The following is a 22,856-nucleotide window of genomic DNA, read 5'->3' as shown; positions in this document are numbered from 1 at the left end:
ACTTACCCTTAGATTGAATCCGCGGCACGAACGTGCTGGATTTGGTCGAGAACAAATGCCTATCGAAGAAGGCAGGCGCAAGTATTCCAAGCGTGGCGGCTGCGCCATATCAGACTGTTCTGAAAAAGCGGTCGGGATTCGTGCTTTTGCGGGCACGTCGCCTTACGCCAATCGGGCGCGAAGGCTTTCTCGCTGCGAACGCGGCGGCTCGCTAGGTGCGCTGTAGAACCAAGAAGTCGGAGCAGCACGAGGCTCCGTGTCGCCTCAGGCGAGGCGCACAACGCATATGTGGGGATGTAGGATCGGAGCGAGGCTCGCTCGGGCGGGCAGGCTCAGGTGTCGGCGCCGTCTGTCGGGTGGAGCGATTGAAGCTGCGCCAGAAGCGCGTGCGCGTCTGCGGTGATGTCACTGGACGCCTGCGACAGATGCCGCTCCAACTCGCTTGCCGCCTGACGCGTTTGCAGGTCGTCCACAACGGCGGCGGCGCCGGAAATGCGATGCGCCGCTCGACGTGCCTGGTCGATCTTCCGAAGTGCGACGCCTTGGGCAAGCATCTCAAGGTCGGTTTTCATGGTCTGTCGATAGATTGCCAGTACGTCCGCCGTCGGCGCCACCTCATGCTCCGTCGGCACCGTGTGGGAGTGGGAATCGCCATGGCCACACCAAAGTTCGATCAGCTCACGCAATGCGGCCAGACGCAGCGGCTTGCCGAGGACACCGTCCATGCCGCTGTCGAAACAGCGCATGCGATGCGCATCGTCAGCTGCGGCAGAAATGGCCACGATCGGGGTCCGCTCGGCGCCGCGCTGGTGTTCGATCTCGCGCATGCGCTGCGCAACGGTATAGCCGTCGATGCCTGGCAGATTGCAGTCGAGCAGCACCATGTCAAACGCTGTCGACACAAACTGTTCGAGCGCCGCTTCGCCCGTACCAGCAATGGCCGAGCGACAAGCCAGCGCATCAAGCTGATGCTGGATCGCGTGCTGCACCGCCTCGTGATCGTCGACGACCAGGATTAGCGGTCCATCCTTCGATTCCGGCATCAACGGCTTGTGGGGCCGACGCAGAGATGTCGCTTGCGCGCCGGCCGACGAGTCTGCCGGTGCACCCTGCGATGCGGACTCCGGGTGCGACTCGCGCACCGGCAACATGACAGTGAATACCGTGCCGACCTCGGGGCTGCTGCTGACGGTGATCACGCCGCTCATCAGATCGACCAGTTCGCGGCAGATCGACAAGCCGAGCCCACTGCCGCTCGCGCCGCGATTACCCGGGCTTTCCACACGTGCGTAAGGCTCGAAGATGTTCCGCTGGCGCTCCGCGGGAATGCCCATGCCCGTATCTCTGACCTCGAGTACGAGCGTGCCATTGCCATGACGCTTGCGCGGCAGGTAATCGACGCGCAGAACCACCTTGCCAACCGCGGTGAACTTGATCGCATTTACCAACAGGTTCAGGACGATCTGCCGCACGCGCATGGGGTCGATCTCTACGCTGAAATCGCGGGCGCATGCAAGATCGAGGGACAACGCCAGTTTTTTTTCTTCCGAACGCCAACGCACCATGTCGAGCGTCTGCTCGGCCCACGGCCCGATCTCGGTTGACCGAGGCACGAGTGTCACACTGCGCGATTCGAGGCGCGAGTATTCGAGAACATCGTCGAGCAGCGCCAGGAGGGTTTCCGATGCCGAGACCGCTGCATTCGCACGGTTTGCCTGCTCGCCAGTCAGCCGTGATCGCTGCAACAACTCCAGCGACGCAAGAATGGTGTGCATGGGTGTGCGGATTTCGTGGCTGATGAACGCGAGGAACATGGCCTTGTCGCGCTCACTGCGTACGGCGGCGACGCGCGCGCGCCACAGCACGTACGCCAGCACCGCGAACGCCAGCACAACACCGCCGACAAGGGCGACCTGCCGCCAGCGGTAATGCAGGATCGAAGCAAGCGACGGCGCGCCGTAATCCGTTGTTTCTTGCCAGCGGTGCCGGATGGCATCGGCATCGGATGCCGGAATTGCGGTCAGCGACTTATCGAGAATCGACGCCAGCACGGCATTGTTTTCGCGCGTGACCATCGTCAGCGCATATGGACGGTCCCAGATGCTGCCCGAGAGAAACAGTCGGCCCTTGAACTGGCGATTCAACTGCGGAAGGATCGACGCGTCAGTCCCGAGGGCGGCGTCCGCCTCGTCATTTGCGACGGCGTCCAGCGCATCGGACTCGTCCTGAAACGTCAGCAACGTTACGGGTACATCGCTGTGGCGAATTGCAAGCTCGAGCCCGCCGCCGCCTTTGATTGCGATGCGCTTGCCGGCCAACTGCGGGAAGCCGGCAAACAGGTTTTCACGCTCGGCCGTGACGATTGTGATTGTGCCGACGTAGTACGGCGTACTCGCAATGAAGCCATCTCGGTATGGCACCGTGTCATAGTTCTTGCTCCAGTCGGGCAACATGTCGATGCTGCCGGACTTCAACGCTGCGATGGAGCCTTTCCAGCACGCTCCATCGACATATTCAAAGCGCAGCCCGCTCAGCTCCGAAACCGCATCGAGGAACGACGGAACGATGCCGACCACCTTGCCGCCTTCGACAAACTCGAATGGCCGCCAATGTGCATTCACGCAGGTACGCACCACCGGATGCGCGGCGATCCAGGCATGCTCTTCCGGCGTGAACAGCGACGTTGCGGCCGCGTGGGCGCCCCCGGACATCAGCGCCAGCCATGCACCCAGGATCAGCGTGCGCACTATCGCCGCTACATTCTTCACAGCATCCCCAGTCGCCATATCGGAATCGATTGCATCGGCACGTCGCGTTCGTGATATTGCCGACCTGCCAGTCCACAAGCTTAATTCAGTCCCGAACCGGATGGTCGGAAACTGCCTTAAGGCCGTGTCGAACGGTCAGCAAACACACGGATGCGATTCGAATGGTGATGGAGCTGCAGCACGTCGCCCGAGGAAGAACGCGGACGCTCAAGCCAGACACGGGCGGCGCCGCGCCAGGGCTACGGCAGCGGCCGCCAGTGCGAGCCCAAGGATGGGATCCACCGCACCGGCACCCCCCACCCCTGGACTGCCCGTGGCCCCACCCGCCGCCGCATCGCCTTCCGGACTTGTGCCGCCACCTGTGGTCTGTGTATCCAGCGCGAAGTCGACCAGCACCGGGTCATGGTCGGAAGACCGGTACGCATCCGGCGCGTAGAGCGTCAGTTGCTGCTCGGCGCTCTTGTATGCGAACGCATATTCCAGCGCGACTGGTTCATCGGCATTGATGTGCCATTCGTGCACGGCGCGCACGTGCTCGGCAAGGCCTGAAGTGGCAAGCGCATGGTCGATGTAGCCGGATTCGCCGCCATACACATAGCTGTAAGCGTCCTTGCCGATGAACTTGGCCACCATGTCGGCATAGCCCTTGTCGGCAAGGAGCGCAACGGGATCTTCCTTGGCATAGCTGTTGAGATCACCGATGAGGAGCTTGCCGACATCGGCCACGCCGGTCGGCGAGGTCGTCAGCCAGTCGGCGATCAGGCCGGCAGCGCGCACGCGGGTGGGGTTCCAGCAACTCTGACCATCGCCCTGGTCGGCGTCCTTACCAGTTGCGCCGGAGCAGCCCTTCGACTTCAGGTGATTGACGACCACGGTGAAGTTCTGCGCGCCGCCGATGGTTCGAAAGCTGCGCGCCAGCGGCTGGCGGTTCTTGTTGTCGATGGCCAACGTGGCCGGCACCCCCACAGGCTCCACGGTGCGGCTGTTGTAAAGGATGGCCACCGTAATTGCGTCACTGCCGAGCTTCGGCACACCCGGATCGACGTAGCGCCAGTCGGCGCCCAGCTGGGTAGTCAAGCGGCGGATGGCGCTGAGGTCACCGTAGCCGTCGTTCTCGATTTCCATCAGGCCGACCACATCGGCATTGATGGCGCGGATGGCGGCGACGATCTTGGCTTCCTGGCGCTCGAACTCGGCCTGTGTCTTGGCGCCGCGGTTGGTTGGATCATCAAAACCAGCGCCTTTGCCGTTACCGTTGAAGTAGTTCAGTACGTTGAACGAGGCCACTCGGACATCCGCCTGCGCGTGGCGTGCAGGTGCTCCGGCGCGCGGGTTCGTGGCCGCGTTGAAAGCCGGTGCAGCCGCACCCGGCACGGGCTGCAGGCGCCAGGCGTTGTAGCGCATTTCCAGCACGCCCTGCACACCGCTCACCGTATAGCCGGCGCGCACGGGGTTCGCCGCAGACAGGTCCGGCGCCGGGTAGCGCACGTTGGCAGGATTCTGCTGGTTGGAACCATCGTCAAGCACGATGCGGTTCAGCACGTTGCTTGCAGCCTGCGCCGCGGCGGCGTTTCCGGGTCGAGCCACGTTGGTAGGCAACGGTAGGCGTCCGTTGCTGAGCAGCAGACTGCCGTAGCGTCCGAGTTCGTAGGTTTCGCTCACTGTCAGCGTCTGCGGCAGGCGCACGAGCATCCCTTCATATGCCGAGAGCGCTCTGGCATCACCCACGGGCAGTGTCACGTCGACTGGCGTCACGCTGTTGCCGCTGGCACAACTGGCGATGCCGTTGGTGGCCAGCGTCAACTGCGTCTGGCCGTACTTTTCCTCGACCTTGCCGACGAGATGCACGAGATCACCGGCGCGGGCGGTGACGCCCGGCGCGTAGACAAACAACCCTTCCGACACGCCCGGCAGTCTACGGCGCTGTGCATCGGGTTGCTGCACGAAGAAGCCGTTAAAGCCTGTGGCGCCACTGTAGTCGGCGGTCACGACGGCTTCGATCTCGACGTTCCCGCCGGCCAGCGGCGAAGTGGCCCCGGCGCCCTGCACATCCGCAAGGTGCGTTACCGGTGCGCCGCACATTGCAACGGCAGGCGGTAGCGTGACAGCGCCCTGCCCGTTGTACAGACCAAGGTCGGAGAAGTCGTCGACGTTGAACGCATCCCATTGCGCGGACGGATCGAAAGCAGCCGTCGCTGCCGTATCACCCTGCTTTACCGCGCCTTTGCGGCGCAGCGTGTGGCCCTTCGTGCCGGCGCTGGCCGTACCCCAGAAGCCTGACGACGGCTGATAGCCGACCTGGCCGATGCGGTCCACAACGACGCCGGAACGCGTCAGCGTCAGCGCATCGTCGCCGTTGAAGGAGAACGCCGCCGTCTGGTTGACGCGGGAGCCGAGCACGCTGGCGAGCGTGCTGTGCGCCATCACGTGCACGGCGCCCGGCGCCAGCTTGCCCGAGAGCACAAACGATGCGGTGGGCGTACTGGCGCCATTGTTGTACTGCTCGATCTTGTAGACCGACAGATCGGCCTCCACGCCGTCCGGGTTGTAGATTTCGATGGCCTTGTTGTTCGAGCTGCCTTCGACGTACTCGCTGATGAGCAACTCGGCATGGGCCGGCAACGCCATGAAAAACATGGCGGAAAGGATGGAATGCAGATGCATGGGGACGGGGATGGAGGGATCAAAAAATGGGGTCGACATACCTTCAACAACGCCGATGACGCACGCATGGCATGTGGCCACCGATCGTTCAGCATTCTCTAAGCCGTCCCTGCCCTGTCGGCTACCCTCATCAAAAAATGAAACACGCGTCGCCGTCATCTGTGCGTTACAACCCGGGACCGATACAGAATTGCCGAAATTTGTGTTTTTCTGTACCTGTCGGGCGATTGACGACGGGTGCTAGCCTGCAAGCTCTTCATCCTTGCCGCTGACATCGAGCCCGCCATGCCTACCCTCACCAACCTGCTCACCTTTGCCCTGGTTGCGCTCGGCATGGTGCTGACGCCGGGCCCGAACATGATCTACCTGATCTCGCGCTCGATCTGCCAAGGGCGCAACGCGGGGCTCGTGTCGCTGGCGGGCATTGCCACGGGCTTCGTCTTCTACATGCTGTGCGCCGCCTTCGGCATCACAGCGTTGCTGATGGCCGTGCCGTTTGCCTACGATGCGCTGCGCTTTGGTGGCGCGATCTATCTGCTGTATCTCGCGTGGCAGGCGGTGCGACCGGGCGGCCGGGCGCCCTTCCAGGTGCGCGAACTGCCGGTGGACAGCCCGCGCAAGCTCTACACGATGGGCTTGCTGACCAGCATGCTCAATCCGAAAGTGGCGGTGCTGTATCTGTCATTGCTGCCGCAGTTCATCGAGCCTGCGCACGGCAGCGTGCTGGTGCAGTCGGTCTGCCTCGGAGTCACGCAGATCTGCGTGAGCGTGACCGTCAATTCGATGATCGCCGCCACAGCGGGCAGCATCGCAGCGTTCCTCTCGCGCAAGCCGAGCTGGTTGTCAGTGCAGCGCTACCTGATGGGTACCGTGCTGACCAGCCTGGCGCTGCGCATGGCGATGGAAGCACGCAAGTAAGCCACACGAATTCGCGAAGCGATTCGCCGCCAAATGACAACGGGGCGATCCGGCCAAACCGGATCGCCCCGTTGTCATTGAACGCGCTGCCAGATCAGCGGCGGCGCATGTAGAACGTGAACACCTTGTCCTGCTCGCTGTGCTCCAGCAGCTCGTTGCCGGTCTGCTTGGCGAATGCCTGGAAGTCTCGCGTGGCGCCGGGGTCGGTGGCAAGAATCTTGAGCACATCGCCGCTTTGCATGTCGGCAAGCGCCTTCTTCGTGCGCAGAATGGGCAGCGGGCAATTCAGGCCGCGTGCGTCGATTTCCTTCTGAAACTCCATGTCTTCCTCAGTGGTACGGGCAAGCGGCGCGGTGCCGCTCGCATCAGTTATTCCGTGATTGTAACGAGCCGCGTCGGCTGCCTCTGGCGCGGCGGCGGCTCGGCCGGTTCGCCGGTTCGGATGTCGATATAGCTGACAGGCAGGCCGCGTGCCATCAGGAAATCCGCGACGGCATAGCCGGTGCCGGCCGTCCAAGGGCGGACTTTCTCAAACGGCTTCAAGCGGTACTCGACCAACTCTTCCGACAACGCGATCTCACCATCGGCCACCACGTGGTACGCGATGATCAGTTCGTTCTTGCGGATGAACTCATACACGCCGATCAGCGAGATCGATTGTGCGTCGAGATTCGTCTCTTCCTTCAGCTCGCGGGCAATGCCCTCTTCCGGCGTCTCGTCGCGTTCGAGAAAGCCCGTGACGAGCGCGAACATGCCTTCCGGCCACAACGCGTTGCGCGCCAGGAACATCTGCCCGCGATATTCGACAACCGCCGCCAGCACGGGCAGCGGATTGTTCCAGTGCACGAAGCCGCAGTCCTGCGCTGGGCACGCGATGCGCAAGCGGCCGGCATTGTGCTGCTCGACGAGCGGCGTGGCGCATTGCGGACAAAAGCGGTAGTCGAAGCTCATGGCAGTCAGATCGATTAAGTGGCCTGCGCGCAGGCTGCGCGAATATCGGCGGCGAAGGCTTCCACCGTCTCGGGTTGCACATCCCACGAGCACATCAGGCGGCAGCCGCCGGCGCCAATGAACGTATAGAAGCGCCAGCCGCGTGCGCGCAGCGCCTCGATGGCAGGCACCGGCAACTCGGCAAACACCGCGTTCGATTCGGTCGGGAACATGATGCGCACGCCCGGCACATCGGCAATGCGCGCATGCAGCAGCTGCGCCATCGCGTTGCCGTGACGCGCATTGCGCAGCCACACATCGTTCTCGAGCAGACCCAGCCACGGCGCCGAGATGAAGCGCATCTTCGACGCCAGCTGCCCCGCCTGCTTGACGCGATAGGCGAAGTCTTCTGCCAGGCGGCGATCGAAGAAGACAACCGCCTCGCCGACCGGCAGACCGTTCTTCGTGCCGCCAAAGCAGAGCACATCCACGCCGGCGCGCCACGTGATCTCGGACGGATGCACGCCGAGCGACGCCACCGCATTCGCAAAACGCGCGCCGTCCATGTGCACGCGCAATTGGCGACGCTTGGCAATCGCGGCAATGGCGCGCACCTCGTCCACGGTGTAGACGGTGCCGACTTCCGTCGACTGCGTCAGCGAAACGACCTTCGGCTTTGGATAGTGAATATCGGAGCGCCGCGTGACGAGCGCCTCGACCGCGTCCAGCGTGAGCTTGCCGTTCTCGCCCTTGGCGGTCAGCAGCTTGGAGCCGTTGGAGAAGAACTCCGGACCGCCGCATTCATCCGTCTCGATGTGTGCCAGCTCGTGGCAGATCACCGAGTGATACGACTGGCACAGCGACGACAGCGCCAGCGAATTGGCGGCCGTGCCGTTGAAGACGAAGAAGACTTCGCAATCGGTCTCGAACAGATCGCGGATGCGATCGCACACGCGCTGCGTCCACGAATCATCGCCATAGGCCGGCTCGTGGCCGCTGCCGTTGGCCTCCAGAAAATACTTCAGAGACTCTGGGCAGAAGCCCGCGTAGTTGTCTGAGGCGAAATGCTGCTTGGGCTGCATGGCGGGCCGGCAAATGGAAGTGGAAGAGAGTTACTTCTGTTCGGACCACAGCACGCCGCCGGTGGCCCAGTTTTCGCGCTTGATGTCGGTGATGATGATGTCGACGGCGCCCGGCGCGCAGCCCAGCGATTCGCACGTGACACGCGTCACTTCTTCGACGAGCTTCCTCTTCTGCTCAACGCTGCGGCCCTCGAACATCTCAATGTGGAAAGTCGGCATGGTGTCTCCTGTTAAGTGAGTCGCTTTGACGGTCGCGTCGGTTGGGTCAGTCGCGTCAGTCACGATATGAGGCGTCGATTTTATCCAGTTTGCGCAAGAGCGCCGGCCACTCGATCACGCCTTCAATGGCGCCGCCATCTTCAAGCTGTTCGGCCGCGCGATCTGCCACTTCCGGTGCGGGCGAGACGACCTCGCCGCCGGCCAGCGCCTGGATCTGAATCTCGCATGCCTTGATGAGCGTGGCCATCAGCACGTGCGCCTCGGCCACGGTCCGGCCGATGGTCAGCGTGCCGTGGTTGCGCAGCAGCATGGCGAAACGGTTGCCCAGCGATGCGGTCAGGCGTGCGCCCTCTTCCGGCGTGAACGCAAGGCCTTCGTAATCGTGATACGCGATGCGCCGGTGAAACCGTAGCGCATGCTGAGACAGCGTCAGCAGCCCCCGCCTCTGCGCCGACACCGCAATGCCCGCCGTGTTGTGCAGATGGATCACGCAGTGCGCGTCGGGCCGCGCGGCATGCACGGCGGCGTGCAGTGCAAAACCCGTTACGTTGACGGACGGACGCGTCGCTGCATCGGGCCAATCGCCGACAAGCTGGCCGCGGCCATTGATCTTGACGAGGTTGGATGCGGTGATCTCGTCGAACGCCAGGCCGAACGCGTTGATCAGGAAGTGATCCGGCTCGCCCGGCACGGTGGCCGACAAATGGGTGTAGACGAGGTCGTCCCAACCGTTGAGCGCGGCCAGACGATACGCGGCGGCAAGATCGACGCGCACCGCCCGCTCGGCCTGGCTGATCTCGCCGCCGGGCACAACGGCATCGGGGCGCAAGGCAAAAGACATGGGGCTCCTCCAATGGAGGAGGCATTCTAGAACGGGCGCGCGGACCGCGTTGTACGCGCCGTCACATGCCGCGCATCACGCACGCGCCGGGGCCGCCCGCTTGACCGCAAGAAAGGTCGCCACACCCGCCACCAGCGACACCGCTGCCACCGCCAGCGATGCATTGAAGCCGCCCGTGGCTGCAAACAGCCGGTTCGCCAGCGGCGGCCCCGCAATCTGGCCGATGCCGTACGCGGCAGTCATCAGACCCATCAGACGCGGCACGGCATGCGGCCAGAGCCGGCGCGCCTCGCGCATGGCAAACAGCGTGATCGCCGTGAACGGCAGGCCGAGCAGCGTGCTGGAAAGCGCCAGCCCCGCCACCGTGGGCCACACAATGCTGATGGTCACGGCAACCGCCTGCATGGCGTAGGCCGTGGCCAGCAGCGACCGGTTATCGCGCGCCAGGCTGATCCGGGTGGAAAGAAACGCCCCGAGTGCCACCCCCGCACCGAACATCGGCCAGAACAGATCGGGCCAGACCGAACCCGCAGGCAGCACCTTGCGCGCAATCACCGGCAGGAAGGTGGCGGTGATGATGTAACCGAAGCCAGCCAAGCCATAGGCAAGCGTCAGCGCGCTGGTGGGCGCATCCAGCCCGGGTGCCGTGCCGGATGCAGCCCGCGCCGGAGCGGCATGCGCATGCGCTTCGGGCCGGATGGTCGACCACACCGCCGCCGAAAGCAGCGCCGACAGCACGCCAAAAGCAATCCATGCTGACGTTGCGTGCCAGCCGAGCGCCACCATGCCGCTGGCCGCCAAGCCCGGAATGGCGATGCCAAGTCCCGGCCCGCAGAAAATGATGCCGCCGAGCGCCGCATGGCCCAGCTCGGTCAGTCGATGGAGGCACCAGCCCGCCGTAAAGACAAACACCAGCGCGCTGGCCATGCCGGCCGCAAAGCGCAGCAGAAGCCACGCAGGCTGCCCTTGCAGGACGCCCATTCCGGCGGTCAGCAGCACCGTCGCAACCAGACCGGTGCGGATGAGCCGCGCCGCGTCGCCGCGCACGGCCATGCAGGCCAGCGCGCCAACGAAATAGCCCAGGTAGTTGCCGGTTGCCAGCCAGCTGCCCTGCGCCAGCGTCAGGCTGCCGTCGTGAAGCATCATCGGCAGGATCGGCGTGAAGGCGAAGCGGCCGATGCCCATCGCCACGGACAGCGCCACCATGCCCGCAATCGCCACGCGCCATGCGGTGGCCCGCTCGGAACGCGCGGCGGACAAGGCTGAGGGAGACGACAGGATGTGCTCCATGAGAAGGCCTGGATGAGGAAATCGGCACTTCATCGTACGCAAGGCCGTTCATCCTGAAAAATGAATTATATTGAACAAACCCATTAGCATTTGAGATACATCATGGATCTGTCCTCGCTCGAGATCTTCCGGACGGTGGTGCGGGAAGGTGGTGTCACCCGAGCGGCCCAGCAGCTCAATCGCGTGCAGTCGAATGTGACGACACGCATCCGCCAGCTGGAGGCTTCGCTCGGCGTGCAGCTATTTGTGCGCGAAAGCAAGCGCATGGTGCTGACGCCCGCCGGGCAGACCCTGCTGACCTACGCCGACGACATCCTCCGCCTGGCCGCCGAAGCGCGCCAGGCCGTGCAGCCGCGGGAGCCGCACGGGCGCCTGCGCATTGCCTCGATGGAAAGCACGGCGGCCAGCCGCCTTCCTGCCCTGCTGGCAACGCTGCATCAACGCTGGCCGCGCGTGCAGCTTGAACTCGTGACAATGACCACGCGCCAGTCCCTCCAGGCGCTGTCGAACTTTGAAGTCGACTGCGCGTTCGTTGCCGAAACGGCATGCCTGAACAACACGCGTGCCGCCATGACCACGCTGCCGGCGTTTGCGGAAGAGCTGGTGCTGATTGCTCACCGCGCCCATCCGCCAATCCGCCGCGCCGCCGACGTGCAGACCGCCGGCATGCTCGCGTTCGAACCCGGCTGCGCCTATCGGCAATTGATCGAAGACTGGTTTGCAGCAGATGGCGTAGTGCCGTCGCGGGTACTGGAGCTTGGCTCGTACCACGCCATCATCGCGTGCGCGGCGGCCGGGATCGGCGTGGCGCTGGTGCCGCGCTCGGTGCTCGAGCTGTACACGAATGCGCCGGAAATCAGCATCCACGCGCTGGACAAGCCAGGCCGTGTCGACACACTGCTAGCCTGGCATCGCGACATGGCTGGCCCCGCCCTGCAGGCGCTCTTGCAGGTGCTGAGCGAGCCGCAACCAACGGCAAGTGCAATCGCACGCGAAGCCATTGCCGCCTAAACTGAAAGCGGATATCGGGACTGCGCCGCCGGCCTGATCGGGCAGAGCGCAGCAATCACGGACGGAGGCGCAGATGCGACCGTCGTTGCGGATGCGGCATTGGATGGGATGGTTGCCGGCGGTCATCGCCGCGGTGTGGACCAGCCTTGCCGCGGCAGCCGCGCCGGTCGTGGTGTTGCCTGTAACGGGTGCCATCGGGCCGGCAAGCGCAGCCTACGTGATCCGCGGCCTGCAGCGGGCGCGTGATCAAGGAGCGCAGCTCGTTGTGCTGCAAATGGATACGCCCGGCGGCCTCGATGCGTCGATGCGCCAGATCATTCAAGCCATCCTTGCGTCGCCCGTGCCGGTTGCAGGCTACGTGGCCCCCGGCGGCGCGCGGGCAGCGAGCGCGGGCACCTACATCCTCTACGCCTGCCACGTTGCCGCGATGGCGCCTGCTACGAATCTGGGTGCAGCTTCTCCCGTGGCGATCGGCATGGGCGGCCACGCCCCCAGCCCCGGCGAAGGCGCCAAGCCGGCCAGCGCGCCAGCCGCCTCGTCCAGCAATGAAGACACCCTGGCCCGCAAGCAGATGCACGACGCCGCGGCGTACATTCGCGGCCTGGCCCAGCTGCGCGGTCGCAATGCCGAGTGGGCCGAGCGCGCTGTTCGCGAAGCGGTCAGCCTCGACGCACCCGAGGCCGCCAGCCAGCACGTGATTGACCTTGTTGCGGCAAGCCTGCCTGATCTGCTCAAGCAAGTCGACGGCCGTGCGGTGCGCACGTCCGCCGGCGTGATCACGCTGCGTACAGCCGAGGCCACGATCGTCACGCTGGAGCCCGACTGGCGCAACCACTTCCTCGGCGTCATTACCGACCCAAGCCTGGCGCTGTTGCTGCTGACGGTGGGCGTGTATGCACTGATCTTCGAGTTCTCGACGCCGGGCATGGTCGTGCCCGGCATCCTCGGCGCGGTGTGCATCGTGGTGGCGCTTTACGGGCTGCAGATGCTGCCGATCAACTACGCGGGGCTCGCCCTCATCGCACTTGGCCTGGGTTGTATGGTGGCTGAAGCATTCCTGCCGACGTTCGGCGCGCTCGGCGTGGGCGGTATCGTTGCGTTCGTGCTGGGCGCGGTGATGCTGATCGATACGCAAACGCCTGGCTTTGGCGTGCCGCTTCCGCTCATCATCGGACTGGCCTTCGTGAGCCTGACTGTTGTTCTAGCGCTCTCCAGCCTGGCGGTGCGTGCGCGACGGCGGCCGATCGTGACCGGCGGCGATACGCTCATCGGCATGACAGGCGAAGTGGTGGACGTCGATACACCGGACGCCGATGCCGATAGCGATGGCTGGGCGCGCATCCATGGCGAGCGCTGGCGCGTGCGCTGTGACGGCGGCATCGCGCGTGGCGATCAGGTGCGTGTAATCGCCCGGCATGGGCTGACACTGATGGTCGAACCCGTCGCCCCCCTCGCCGCGTCCTCATAAGGAGAAGAAAAATGCTTTACGGCTTCGTCAGCGCGGGCGGCCTGATCTTCCTGGCCGTGCTGCTGGTCATCTCGTCGTTCCGGGTGCTGCGCGAATACGAGCGCGGCGTGGTGTTCCTGCTCGGCCGCTTCTGGCGCGTGAAGGGGCCGGGGCTGGTGCTCATCGTGCCGGCCATCCAGCAGATGGTGCGCGTGGACTTGCGCACGGTGGTGATGGACGTGCCGCCGCAAGATGTGATCTCGCACGACAACGTGTCGGTCAAGGTCAACGCGGTGGTGTATTTCCGTGTGGTCGACCCCGAGCGCGCCATCATCCAGGTGGCCAACTATCTTGAAGCGACAAGCCAGCTCGCGCAGACGACACTGCGCGCCATCCTGGGCAAGCACGAGCTGGACGAGATGCTGGCCGAGCGAGAAAAGCTCAATCTCGACATCCAGAAGGTGCTCGACATCCAGACCGACCCTTGGGGCATCAAGATCGCGAACGTGGAGATCAAGCACGTCGACCTGAACGAATCGATGATCCGCGCCATCGCCCGCCAGGCCGAGGCCGAACGCGAACGCCGCGCCAAGGTCATCCACGCGGAAGGCGAGTTGCAGGCATCGGAAAAGCTGCTCGAAGCCGCACGGATGCTGGCCCAGCAGCCCGAGGCAATCCAGTTGCGCTACCTGCAGACGCTCACGCAGATCGCCGGCGACAAAAGCTCGACGATTGTCTTTCCGCTGCCGATGGAAGTGCTGGGCGCAGCGAAGAAAGCGGCGGGCGGCTGACACGCATCACAGATCAATCTTCATGCCGAGCTTGAAGAGGCGCGGTGCGCCCATCGACAGACGGTTGTTGCCGGCGCCCGCCCAGTAGCGCTTGTCGGTCAGGTTGTCGACATTGAATTGCAGCGTTGCCCGTTTGCCCGAGATGCGTGTCACATAGCGCACGCCTGCACTGAAGAGCGTGGTGCCACCCAGTTCAGCTTGATTGGCATCGTTCACCGGGCGCGGGCCGAGGTAGTACGCGCCCGCGTTGAATGAGACAGAACGCAGCACCGGCAACGTGTATTCGGCAAAGAGGCTGGCGGTGCTGCGCGGCGTGTTCTCCGGGGTTTTCCCGTCGAGGCCATTACCGACACCACGGAACTTCGCGTCCGTCCAGCCGGCGGAAGCCAGCAGTGACAGGTCCTTGGTGACGCGGCCCTGCGCGGTCAGCTCGATACCGCGAATCCGCTCGCGGCCATCTTGCACGAAGACGTTTGCGTCGTTGGTGTAGCTCGCTGCCCGGTCGATGTCGTACACGGCAGCGGCAAGCTGCGTGCCGGCCGGCGTTTCGTAGCGCACGCCCACTTCCTTCTGTTCGGACAGCGCCGGCGGCATGGCCACATTGGCGTTGGCGGCCGTGTTCGGTGCCCGCGCGCCGGCTTCCAGCCCTTGCGCGTACGACGCATACGCCGAGAGCGCCGGCGTGAACTTGTAGATGACGGCCCCCAGCGGCGTGGTCTTGCTGGCCTCGTAGCGGTTGGGCGCCTGCTCGCTGGTGTAGCGCGTGTAGCGCAGGCCGGCGATCACCTGCCAGTGCTGCGACAGCGTCATGCGATCCAGCGCGTAGACGCCCGTATCCACGGCGCGTTGCTCTGCTGTGAAACCCGTGCCGGTGGTCGGCAACCAGCCGAGGTCGACCGGGTTGTACAGATTCTGCGCACCTGAGAAGCGGTCCGAATACACGGCTGCCTGGCGCATGTCGGACCGCGCAATGCCGAAGGTCAGGTCATGCGTCACCCCGCCCGTTTTCTCGGTGCCCGAGATATCGGCCCGCACGTGGCTCGTATTCCAGCGGCCGCTCTGGCGCTGGCCGGACAGCGTGCCGGCGCCCGTCAGCGCGTTGGTCAGCTTGAATTCCGAAAACGCCCGCGTGCGCGCCGTCTCCGACAAGCCGCCTTCCACCGTCAGCAGCCACGCATCGGCGAGCGCATAGTCCGCACGCAGCAGCGCGTTGGTGTTGTTGCCATCAAAGTCGGCCCAGCCCGGCGCAATGCGTTTGCTCGGGTCGGGCATGGCAGGCAACGTGATGACGCCGTTTTTGGCAGCGGGCAGCGTCACCATCGACTGTTCGGTGATGACCTTGCGCGAATATTCCACGTCGGCTTTCAAGCTCAGCCGGCTGTTGACCTTCCAGTCGAAGGCCACGGCGGCAAGCTGGCGCGTACCGTCAATGCCGCTTGTCGGCGACTGCAGCGCGCCGCCCGCCGCGTTGATGCGCAGGCCATATTGATTGTCTTCACCAAAGCGGCGCCCGACGTCGAGCGTGCCGACGGCGGTGCCGTTGCTGTCGAACTGCATGCCCAGCGTGGTGACGGGCGTGTTGCCCGCGCGCTTCGTAACAAGGTTCACCACGCCGCCTGGCGTCGTGTAGCCGTAATACAGCGCCGACACGCCCTTGAGCACCTCCACGCGCTCCTTATCTTCAAGCGGCATTGCCGTGAGCGCGGGAATCGGCATCGAGCCGTTGAAGCGGAAATTGGTGCGGTTCTCCAGCGTCACGCCGCGGATGGCAAGGTTGTCGAACGTTTCGCCTGAGAGCTGCTGGCGCGTCACGCCGGCTGTATTGCGCAGCGCGTCGTACAGCGACGTGTCTTGCTGCGCGTCCAGCGCCTCGCGCGTGACCACGTTCACGGTCGCAGGAATATCGCGCAACGCCATGCCGCGGAATGCTCCGACCTCCGCCGTGCTGGCTGCAAAACCCCGCTGGCTGCCTGCCGTGACGGTGGTCTCATTCAGATCGACCGTGGCGGCATCTGCGCGGGGCTGGCTTTCTTCGGCATGGGCCAACGTGGAAACGGCAAGAGGAATGGCGGCGAGCGCGCAGGAGAATGCGCGGGCCGCGAGAAGACGGTTCATCGCAGACAAAGGGACGATCAGAAGTGGCAAAACCAGACGCGCGACAACGCAGTCATGCGTTGGGGATGAAAAAACGCGCCGCAAAACTTCACGCGGCGCGTCGATCCGTTGGCTGGCAGGTGGAAACCCGCTGGCTCGCCCGGCAGAAGCGATGGCCAGCGGTCAGGCAAGTTGCCCGTCGCCACCCATCAAATGAGAATGATTCGCATTATACAGATTGAAATGTGATGTCAGCAACTGTTAATTCGCCGGCACCCCCTGTTTCCACTGGGGCCAGTGCTGCACGATCTCGTCCAGCAACGGCTTGGCCGCGTTGACGAGGTTATGCGTGGCCGGCACGAAGCCGCCCTGCTGCGCGTAGTTGATGAGCCCATCGGAGGCGCTTTGGCCGTCGTACGGACGGTCGAAGTCGGACCCGGCGCGCAGCAGTGCCACGCGGCTGAAGTCGACCTTGCCGGCACGGGCGCCGCGCGTCAGCACTTCCAGCGTGGCGTTGTCTTCCTGCGCCGTCGTGCAGTAGGTGCCCTTGTTGTCGGTCATCGTCTTCACCCAGTCACGCGCCCGCTGGCCCAGGTTGCGGCCGGCCCACCATGTGTCGGCGGAAGCCACGTCGCACTGGATGACGGCGGGCGGCTGGTTGGCCGGCGCATACGCGTAGTTCTTGCGGAAGGCGATGGCCTCGGGGCTGTCTTCCAGCGTCGCCGATTTCGACAACGTGTACGCCTTCTGCAGCAGCGTCTCGTTGAGCTGGAACACCTCGGTGCGGTAGTCCAGCGGCGGCTTCTCGCCGGGGCCCTTGGTGCCGATGCCGAAGTAGCCGTACGGCCAGCCGGCCGGCATCTCGCGCGCATCGATCTCATGCGAGAGGCCGTAATCGACCGCATACCGCGCCCACGCCGCCGAGCCCACCGTCCCCTGCCCCGGGTCGATGCCCGCAATGCCGGCAATCACAAAGTAGGTGTGCGAAAGGTCCAGCTTGCTGCGATAGAGCAGCGCGGAAATCGTCGATGCGGCATTCGCATAGCCCATGCCCGTGGTGACCTGGCAGATGCCGTCGTAGTTGCACAGCATGTTCGGCGCGTCGGGCGACAGGCCGGAGATGTAGACCTTCTCCTTCAGGTCGTAGCGGTCGATAAAGGGTTGGGCCTCGCCCTGGAACATGTTGATGACGATGACTTTCACCCCGTCATACGCGCAACTGTTCAAGGTCAACGCTGCCAAGCCCACGGCGCACAGCTTGGCGACGGATCGCATGGGTGTCTTGAGTCGGGAATCGATCATGGCGAGGGCACTCCGTGTTTCCACACGCTCCAGCGCGTGACGATCTCGTTGACCAGCGGACCGCCCGCCAGATAGAGGTTGTTGAGCGACGGCACGAACCCGCCCGAGTTGCTGTTGACCAGCGAGTCATACGGCGTCTGCCCCGGATACGGCCGATCGAAGTTGGACGCGGTACGCAGCACAGCCACGCGTTGCAGATCGAGCATGCCTGCCTTCGCACCGCGCGTGAGCGCCTCGAAGGTGGCGTTGTCTTCCTGCTGCGTGGTGCAGTAGGTGCCCTGCCCGTCCGTCAGCAGCTTGACCCAGGCTGCTTCACGCTCGCCCAGCTTGGCGCCGTGCCAGTACGTGTTGCCGGCAGCGGTGTCGCATTGCACGACGGCGGGCGGCTGGTTAGCGGGTGCGCTCGGGTAGTTGGCGCGGTAGGCCCGCGCGGTGGCGTTGTCGTCCAGCACCGCGCCCTTGGAAAGCGCCAGCGCCTTCTGCAGCAGCGCCTCGTTCACGCGAAACACTTCGGTCTTGTAATCCAGCGGCGGCTTCTGCCCCGGGCCCTGCGTATTGATGCCGATGAAGCCGTTGGGCCAGCTGGCGGGCACCTCGCGCGCATCAATCTCCCATGCGATGTCGCTGTCGACCAGGAAGCGCGCCCACGCGGCGCTGCCGAGCGTGCCCTGCGACGGATCAATCCCCGCAATGCCCGCCACGAGGAAGTACGTGCGCTGCAGATCGAACTTGCCGCTGTAGATCAGCGCCGATACCGACGATGCGGCATTCGCCTTGCCCATGCCCGTGGTGAGCTGGCAAACGTCGCTGGCGTTGCAATGCACGTTCGGGTAATCGATCGACAGCCCCGGCACCGGCACGTCCTGCGTGAGGCCGAGCTTGTCGATCCACGGCTGCGCCTCGGGCGCGAACATGCTGATGATCAGCACCTTGACCTTGCGCGCGTGCGACTCCGGCGCAAGTTGCGCAACCGGTTGTGTCGACGCACCGACGCCGACCGCCAGCAAGGCGCCAACCGCGACGGCACGCGCCAATCGTTTGCCTTTGCGCCCGAGCAGCCGATGCGGCGGCTGCGGTGGCGGGGCGTCGACCTTGTCAGATAGGACGCTCATGGTTCTCCTCGGATTTGGGGATAGGAATGGGATCAACCCGCGCTGTGGGGAACAGCGCGCGCAACCGATGCAAGTTGCCTGCCAAGCGGCACACAATCCCTACACAATCGGCAACGTTTTCCCGGTATAGGCCATGGCGGGGCCTGTCTCCAGCGGCAGGCGTTTGCCAGCCGACTTGTCAAACAGGCCTATACAAGTCTGCGAAGCGTGCGCGGCGCACGGAATGGGGCCCAAAAAACGAACGGCGCGCGCCCCGTTGCCGGGAACGCGCGCCGTTCAGCGCATCCGATACGAAGGGGTTACATCACACCTTCTGCTGCACCCACGCTGCCACACCGGCCAGCGCCTGCGGCAGGTTATCCGGCTCCGTACCGCCGGCCTGCGCCATGTCCGGGCGGCCACCGCCCTTGCCGCCGACCTGCTGGGCGACAAAATTGACCAGCTCGCCGGCCTTGACCTTGGCCGTGGCGTCAGCCGTCACGCCGGCAATGAGCGCCACCTTGCCGTCAGTCACGCTGCCCAGCACGATGGCCGCGGTCTGCAGCTTATCCTTGAGCTTGTCCATGGTCTGGCGCAGCGTCTTGGCATCGGCGCCGTCCAGCTTGGCAGCCAGCACCTTGATGCCTGCAACGTCCACGGCCTGGCTCACGAGTTCGTCGCCCTGGCTTGCGGCCAGCTTCGACTTCAGGCGCTCCAGTTCCTTCTCCAGCGTCTTGACCTGATCCTGCACCTGGCCGATACGCTGCGTCAGTTCCGATGGCTGGGCACGCAGTGCGGCGGCCGCTTCGTTGATGCGCGTGTCGAGCGTCTGCAGGTAGTGCAGCACGTTGTCGCCGGTGATGGCTTCCACGCGGCGGATGCCCGCTGCCACGCCTGATTCGCTCACGATCTTGAACAGGCCGATGTCGCCCGTGCGCGCCACGTGCGTGCCGCCACACAGCTCCTTCGACGAACCGATCGACAGCACGCGCACTTCGTCGCCGTACTTCTCGCCAAAGAGCGCCATCGCGCCGTTCTTGACCGCGTCGTCAAAGCCCATGAGTTGCGCGCTCGTGGCCGCGTTGGCAAAAATTTCTGCGTTGACGCGCGCTTCCACTTCGCGAATCTGCAGCGGCGTCATCGGCGCGTTGTGCGAGAAGTCGAAGCGCGTCTTTTCCGCATCGACCAGCGAGCCCTTCTGCTGCACGTGGCTGCCCAGCACTTCACGCAGCGCCTTGTGCATCAGGTGGGTGGCCGAGTGGTTGCGCATGGTGCGCGCGCGGCGCGCCGCGTCCACTTCCGCCGCCACGGCGTCGCCAACCTTGAGCACGCCGGTGCGCAGCTCGCCGTGATGGCCGAACACTTCCGGCTGCACCTTGAGCGTGTCGGCCACGTCAAACCAGACGGTCGCGGCCTTGAGCGTGCCCTGGTCGCCAACCTGACCACCTGATTCCGCATAGAACGGGGTGTGGTCCAGCACCACGACGCCGGTCTGGCCCGGGTGCATTTCCTGCACCGATGCGCCATCCACAAACAGCGCCGTCACACGCGCGGTTTCGCGCACGAGTTGGTCGTAGCCGTGGAAGGTGGTCTTGTCGCCGGTGTAGTCGAGCGTGCCGGCAGCCATCTTGAACTTGCCTGCCGCGCGTGCCTGCTCGCGCTGGCGGTTCATGGCGGCGTCAAAGGCGGCTTCGTCGACGATCACGTCGTTCTCGCGGCAGACGTCTTGCGTCAGGTCCAGCGGGAAACCGAAGGTGTCGTGCAGCTTGAAGGCGAGTTCGCCGTCGAGCATCTTGCCGCCGTTCGCCTTGAGCTCGCCCAGCGCGCCGTCGAGGATCGACATGCCGTGCTCGATGGTCTCGAAGAAGCGGGCCTCTTCGGTGCGCAGCACCTCGACCACGCGGTCGCGTGCCTCGCGCAATTCCGGATAGGCTTCGCCCATCTGCGCGACGAGGTCGTCCACGAGCTTGTGGAAGAACGCTGCGCGGCAGCCGAGCTTGTAACCGTGGCGGATGGCGCGGCGGATGATCCGGCGCAGCACATACCCGCGGCCTTCATTGCCCGGAATCACGCCGTCGACAATCAGGAACGAGCACGCGCGGATGTGGTCGGCAATCACGCGCAGCGAGTTGTTGGCCAGATCCTTGGTGTGGGTCTCGCGCGCGGCGGCGGCGATGAGCGCCTGGAACAGGTCGATCTCGTAGTTGCTGTGCACGTGCTGCAGGATCGCAGCCAGACGCTCCATGCCCATGCCGGTGTCGACGCACGGTGCGGGCAGCGGGGTCAGCGTGTATTCGCCGGTCGCCGGATCAAGCTGGCGATCGAACTGCATGAACACGTTGTTCCAGATTTCGATGTAGCGGTCGCCGTCGGCTTCCGGGCTTCCCGGGGGGCCGCCCCATACGTCCGGGCCGTGGTCGTAGAAGATTTCCGAGCACGGGCCGCACGGGCCGGTTTCGGCCATCTGCCAGAAGTTGTCGGAGGCGTACGGCGCGCCCTTGTTGTCGCCGATGCGCACGACGCGCTCGGGCGGCAGGCCGATGACCTTGGTCCAGATGTCGTAGGCCTCATCGTCGGTCTGGTAGACGGTGGCCCACAGCTTGTCGGCCGGCAGCTTGTATTCCTGCGTCAGCAGCTCCCACGCCCACACGAGTGCGTCGCGCTTGAAGTAGTCGCCGAACGACCAGTTGCCCAGCATTTCGAAGAACGTGTGGTGGCGCGCGGTGTAGCCGACGTTTTCCAGGTCGTTGTGCTTGCCGCCGGCGCGCAGGCAGCGCTGCACGGAAGCCGCACGCACGTACGGGCGCTTGTCGGTACCAAGGAAGACATCCTTGAACTGCACCATGCCGGAGTTGGTGAACAGCAGCGTCGGGTCGTTGCCCGGCACCAGCGGCGAGGAGCGCACCACGGTGTGGCCCTTGCCCTCAAAGAAGGTCAGGAATTTTTGGCGGATATCGGAGGCTTTCATGTCGCGGGGTGCCGGAGTCAGCATTGCGCCTTGGAGCATCCCGCTCCTTAGCGCCTTGGATTAGTGCAAACCATTGATTATACGGGGTTCGCGCCCGGGTCGCGTCCATTCTGCGCCGCATTTTCCCCGGCTGGTTGCATGGGGCTGCGCCCCTTCCGGGGCGTGGTGTAGAGTGCACCCGTTCCAATTGTGTCGATTCGTCAATCCATGGGCGCTCTGAGCCATCTTCGTGTTCTCGACCTGACCCGCGTGCTTGCCGGCCCCTGGTGCGCGCAGAATCTTGCCGATTTCGGCGCCGACGTCATCAAGGTAGAACGCCCCGGCGCCGGCGACGACACGCGCACATGGGGCCCGCCGTGGCTCAAGGACGAAGCCGGCCAGGACACCGCCGAAGCCGCCTATTACCTGGCCGCCAACCGCAACAAGCGCTCGATCACCGTCGACATCAGCACGCCCGAGGGCCAGGACATCGTGCGCCAACTCGCCGCGCATGCGGATGTGGTGCTCGAGAACTACAAGGTCGGCCAGCTCAAGAAGTACGGGCTCGACTACGCATCGCTCAAGGCGGTGAAGCCCGACCTCATCTACTGCTCCATCACGGGCTTCGGCCAAACCGGCCCCTACGCCGCGCGCGCCGGCTATGACTTCATCGTACAAGGCATGGGCGGCTTCATGAGCCTGACCGGCGAGCGCGACGACCTGCCCGGCGGCGGCCCGCAGAAGGCCGGCGTGGCCATTTCGGATTTGATGACCGGCATGTACGCCACCGTGGCCGTGCTGGCCGCTCTTGCCCATCGGGACCGCACCGGCGAGGGCCAGTACATCGACATGGCGTTGCTCGACGTGCAGGTGGCGATGCTGGCGAACATGAACACGAACTATCTGGCCAGCGGCCAGGCGCCCAAGCGCTGGGGCAACGCGCACCCGAACATCGTGCCGTATCAGACGTTCCAGGCGTCCAATGGCTGGATCATCGTGGCTGTCGGCAATGACGGGCAGTTCCGCCGCTTTGTGGATGCCGGCGGCATGCCCGAGCTGGCTGACGACCCGCGCTTTGCCACCAACCCGCAGCGCGTGGCCAACCGCGACGTGCTGGTGCCGATTCTGGCCGAGATGGTCAAGCGCTTCAGCAAAGGCGAATGGATCGACAAGCTCGAAGCCGCCGGCGTGCCGTGCGGCCCGATCAACTCGCTCGACGAGGTGTTCGACAACGAGCAGGTACAGGCGCGCGGCCTGCGCGTCGACCTGCCTCACCCGAGCGCCGGTACCGTCAAGCTGGTCGGCAGCCCGGTCAAGATGAGCGCGACGCCGCCCAAGGACGCAAGCCACCCGCCGCTGCTGGGCGAGCACACCGACGCCGTGCTGCGCGACGTGCTCGACTTCTCGCCCGAGCAGATCGAAGCCCTGCGCGTGCAAGGCGTCATCTAATCGCAACTTCTT

The 22,856-nt window shown here is 64.7% G+C and carries 17 protein-coding genes; 5 read left to right on the top strand and 12 right to left on the bottom strand.

The features are described 5' to 3' along the window. Positions 1 to 332: 332 nt before the first annotated feature. Together ACU8YE_RS01175 and ACU8YE_RS01170 are read right to left on the bottom strand one after the other, a co-directional pair. Positions 333 to 2,786 (bottom strand): ATP-binding protein, encoded by a 2,454-nt coding sequence (locus tag ACU8YE_RS01175; RefSeq protein WP_446927944.1) that lies wholly within the window; start codon positions 2,784 to 2,786, stop codon positions 333 to 335. Positions 2,787 to 2,975: 189 nt separating this feature from the next. After that, positions 2,976 to 5,432, bottom strand: a complete 2,457-nt coding sequence (locus ACU8YE_RS01170; protein ID WP_446927943.1) for an ExeM/NucH family extracellular endonuclease — start codon at positions 5,430 to 5,432, stop codon at positions 2,976 to 2,978. A 285-nt stretch (positions 5,433 to 5,717) separates the two neighbouring features. On the opposite strand from ACU8YE_RS01170, the gene ACU8YE_RS01165 reads away from it, so the two are divergent. Next, positions 5,718 to 6,350, top strand: a complete 633-nt coding sequence (locus ACU8YE_RS01165; protein WP_252693189.1) for a LysE family translocator — start codon at positions 5,718 to 5,720, stop codon at positions 6,348 to 6,350. Between the two features lie 94 nt (positions 6,351 to 6,444). Here ACU8YE_RS01165 and ACU8YE_RS01160 read toward each other — a convergent pair whose 3' ends face one another. From ACU8YE_RS01160 to ACU8YE_RS01135, 6 genes are all read right to left on the bottom strand, one after another. Continuing rightward, positions 6,445 to 6,672, bottom strand: coding sequence for a sulfurtransferase TusA family protein (locus ACU8YE_RS01160; RefSeq protein ID WP_024976289.1), 228 nt, complete (start codon positions 6,670 to 6,672; stop codon positions 6,445 to 6,447). Between the two features lie 47 nt (positions 6,673 to 6,719). Further along, positions 6,720 to 7,301, bottom strand: a complete 582-nt coding sequence (locus tag ACU8YE_RS01155) for an NUDIX domain-containing protein (RefSeq protein WP_446927942.1) — start codon at positions 7,299 to 7,301, stop codon at positions 6,720 to 6,722. Between the two features lie 14 nt (positions 7,302 to 7,315). Continuing rightward, positions 7,316 to 8,362: a threonine aldolase family protein gene (locus tag ACU8YE_RS01150; RefSeq protein ID WP_446927941.1), complete on the bottom strand. Its 1,047-nt coding sequence runs from the start codon at positions 8,360 to 8,362 to the stop codon at positions 7,316 to 7,318. Positions 8,363 to 8,392: 30 nt separating this feature from the next. Next, the gene (locus ACU8YE_RS01145; RefSeq protein WP_004629375.1) at positions 8,393 to 8,581 is read right to left on the bottom strand and encodes a 4-oxalocrotonate tautomerase; all 189 of its coding nucleotides are present in this window, start codon (positions 8,579 to 8,581) and stop codon (positions 8,393 to 8,395) included. A 55-nt stretch (positions 8,582 to 8,636) separates the two neighbouring features. Beyond that, positions 8,637 to 9,422 carry a class II aldolase/adducin family protein gene (locus tag ACU8YE_RS01140; protein WP_343620229.1) on the bottom strand — a complete coding sequence of 262 codons (786 nt, stop codon included), beginning with the start codon at positions 9,420 to 9,422 and terminating at the stop codon, positions 8,637 to 8,639. 75 nt (positions 9,423 to 9,497) lie between these two features. Continuing rightward, positions 9,498 to 10,712, bottom strand: coding sequence for a YbfB/YjiJ family MFS transporter (locus tag ACU8YE_RS01135; protein ID WP_446927940.1), 1,215 nt, complete (start codon positions 10,710 to 10,712; stop codon positions 9,498 to 9,500). Positions 10,713 to 10,814: 102 nt separating this feature from the next. Here ACU8YE_RS01135 and ACU8YE_RS01130 point away from each other — a divergent pair, with 102 nt between their 5' ends. The 3 genes from ACU8YE_RS01130 to ACU8YE_RS01120 all read left to right on the top strand — a co-directional run bounded on the left by ACU8YE_RS01130 (position 10,815) and on the right by ACU8YE_RS01120 (position 13,961). Next, on the top strand, positions 10,815 to 11,723 hold the full coding sequence (locus tag ACU8YE_RS01130; RefSeq protein WP_446927939.1) for a LysR family transcriptional regulator: 909 nt from the start codon (positions 10,815 to 10,817) through the stop codon (positions 11,721 to 11,723). 73 nt (positions 11,724 to 11,796) lie between these two features. After that, a complete protein-coding gene (locus ACU8YE_RS01125) occupies positions 11,797 to 13,191 on the top strand; it encodes an NfeD family protein (protein ID WP_433866645.1) in 1,395 nt (464 codons plus the stop codon). Between the two features lie 11 nt (positions 13,192 to 13,202). Beyond that, a complete protein-coding gene (locus ACU8YE_RS01120; protein ID WP_446927938.1) occupies positions 13,203 to 13,961 on the top strand; it encodes a slipin family protein in 759 nt (252 codons plus the stop codon). 6 nt (positions 13,962 to 13,967) lie between these two features. Here the strand turns inward: ACU8YE_RS01120 and ACU8YE_RS01115 are convergent, their stop codons facing one another. The 4 genes from ACU8YE_RS01115 to alaS form a co-directional block, all read right to left on the bottom strand. Then, complete coding sequence (locus tag ACU8YE_RS01115; protein WP_446927937.1) at positions 13,968 to 16,076, bottom strand: TonB-dependent siderophore receptor; 2,109 nt, start codon at positions 16,074 to 16,076, stop codon at positions 13,968 to 13,970. Positions 16,077 to 16,316: 240 nt separating this feature from the next. Then, entirely contained in the window at positions 16,317 to 17,357 is a 1,041-nt protein-coding gene (locus tag ACU8YE_RS01110; RefSeq protein WP_440475613.1) for a purine-nucleoside phosphorylase, read from the bottom strand. Further along, entirely contained in the window at positions 17,354 to 18,469 is a 1,116-nt protein-coding gene (locus ACU8YE_RS01105) for a purine-nucleoside phosphorylase (protein WP_446927936.1), read from the bottom strand. Before ACU8YE_RS01105 ends, ACU8YE_RS01110 begins: the two co-directional genes overlap by 4 nt. A gap of 304 nt (positions 18,470 to 18,773) precedes the next feature. Continuing rightward, complete coding sequence (gene alaS / locus ACU8YE_RS01100) at positions 18,774 to 21,416, bottom strand: alanine--tRNA ligase (RefSeq protein WP_446927935.1); 2,643 nt, start codon at positions 21,414 to 21,416, stop codon at positions 18,774 to 18,776. A 207-nt stretch (positions 21,417 to 21,623) separates the two neighbouring features. Here alaS and ACU8YE_RS01095 point away from each other — a divergent pair, with 207 nt between their 5' ends. Further along, positions 21,624 to 22,844, top strand: a complete 1,221-nt coding sequence (locus ACU8YE_RS01095; protein ID WP_446927934.1) for a CaiB/BaiF CoA transferase family protein — start codon at positions 21,624 to 21,626, stop codon at positions 22,842 to 22,844. Positions 22,845 to 22,856: the final 12 nt, after the last annotated feature.

Source organism: Ralstonia sp. VS2407 (genome assembly GCF_052950655.1).
Note: the sequence above shows the minus strand (reverse complement) of the source record. Positions and strands in the feature narration are given on the sequence as shown.

Coding starts and splice junctions, on each gene's coding strand:
- ACU8YE_RS01175 (WP_446927944.1), bottom strand. CDS start 2,786: ATGGCGACTGGGGATGCTGTGAAGAATGTAGCGGCGATAGTGCGCACG.
- ACU8YE_RS01170 (WP_446927943.1), bottom strand. CDS start 5,432: ATGCATCTGCATTCCATCCTTTCCGCCATGTTTTTCATGGCGTTGCCG.
- ACU8YE_RS01165 (WP_252693189.1), top strand. CDS start 5,718: ATGCCTACCCTCACCAACCTGCTCACCTTTGCCCTGGTTGCGCTCGGC.
- ACU8YE_RS01160 (WP_024976289.1), bottom strand. CDS start 6,672: ATGGAGTTTCAGAAGGAAATCGACGCACGCGGCCTGAATTGCCCGCTG.
- ACU8YE_RS01155 (WP_446927942.1), bottom strand. CDS start 7,301: ATGAGCTTCGACTACCGCTTTTGTCCGCAATGCGCCACGCCGCTCGTC.
- ACU8YE_RS01150 (WP_446927941.1), bottom strand. CDS start 8,362: ATGCAGCCCAAGCAGCATTTCGCCTCAGACAACTACGCGGGCTTCTGC.
- ACU8YE_RS01145 (WP_004629375.1), bottom strand. CDS start 8,581: ATGCCGACTTTCCACATTGAGATGTTCGAGGGCCGCAGCGTTGAGCAG.
- ACU8YE_RS01140 (WP_343620229.1), bottom strand. CDS start 9,422: ATGTCTTTTGCCTTGCGCCCCGATGCCGTTGTGCCCGGCGGCGAGATC.
- ACU8YE_RS01135 (WP_446927940.1), bottom strand. CDS start 10,712: ATGGAGCACATCCTGTCGTCTCCCTCAGCCTTGTCCGCCGCGCGTTCC.
- ACU8YE_RS01130 (WP_446927939.1), top strand. CDS start 10,815: ATGGATCTGTCCTCGCTCGAGATCTTCCGGACGGTGGTGCGGGAAGGT.
- ACU8YE_RS01125 (WP_433866645.1), top strand. CDS start 11,797: ATGCGACCGTCGTTGCGGATGCGGCATTGGATGGGATGGTTGCCGGCG.
- ACU8YE_RS01120 (WP_446927938.1), top strand. CDS start 13,203: ATGCTTTACGGCTTCGTCAGCGCGGGCGGCCTGATCTTCCTGGCCGTG.
- ACU8YE_RS01115 (WP_446927937.1), bottom strand. CDS start 16,076: ATGAACCGTCTTCTCGCGGCCCGCGCATTCTCCTGCGCGCTCGCCGCC.
- ACU8YE_RS01110 (WP_440475613.1), bottom strand. CDS start 17,357: ATGATCGATTCCCGACTCAAGACACCCATGCGATCCGTCGCCAAGCTG.
- ACU8YE_RS01105 (WP_446927936.1), bottom strand. CDS start 18,469: ATGAGCGTCCTATCTGACAAGGTCGACGCCCCGCCACCGCAGCCGCCG.
- alaS (WP_446927935.1), bottom strand. CDS start 21,416: ATGAAAGCCTCCGATATCCGCCAAAAATTCCTGACCTTCTTTGAGGGC.
- ACU8YE_RS01095 (WP_446927934.1), top strand. CDS start 21,624: ATGGGCGCTCTGAGCCATCTTCGTGTTCTCGACCTGACCCGCGTGCTT.